This is a genomic window from Vibrio sp. Y176 (assembly GCF_033438945.1).
Genome location: NZ_JAWOQS010000837.1, coordinates 1 through 590, shown reverse-complemented (window position 1 = coordinate 590; position 590 = coordinate 1). Strand labels below are relative to the sequence as shown.

The 590-nt window shown below is 48.1% G+C and carries 1 protein-coding gene; it reads left to right on the top strand.

What is annotated here, in order from left to right:
• The coding region (gene fliD, locus R7O13_RS28940; protein ID WP_318305472.1) for a flagellar filament capping protein FliD at positions 1-590 on the top strand (590 nt) is incomplete at both ends.

The window sequence follows — 590 nt, the reverse complement described above, 5'->3', positions numbered from 1 at the left end:
TGACGATTGATCTATCAACCGTCGATACCGACGGTGATGGTGTAACGACGGTGAGTGACCTAACGAAAGCGATCAATAACAACAGTGATAACCCAGGTGTAAACGCAACCTTGGTACGCTCAAATGGTCAGACTCACTTCATGCTTTCAAGCACTGAAACCGGCGTCGCTAACCAAATCAACGTGTCCGCAACGGGCACAGGCCAAGCGTGGTTTGAAGATGCATTCACAAACCTTAGTCAAATCAGTGCCCCCCAAGATGCCGTGATCTGGTTGGGTGCAGAGAAAACTGGTCTAAAACTCACTAACTCGAGCAATACGTTTGAAGGTGTTATCGATGGCGTAGACATTACCGTAACCAAGGCTCAGACCTCTGGAGAAACCGCGATTGGTTTAGGTATCGACGCTGATGACGAAGCAACCAAAGAGCAGCTTAACAAGTTCGTAGACGCCTACAACACATTGATATCTACAATTGATGAACACACACAAATCGGCAGTGAAGATAAAAAACGCGGTGTTCTAGCTAGCGACCCAACCATGCGCTCAATTGAAAGCCAACTATCAAGCCTTGTCCGAGGCGAGCACGGC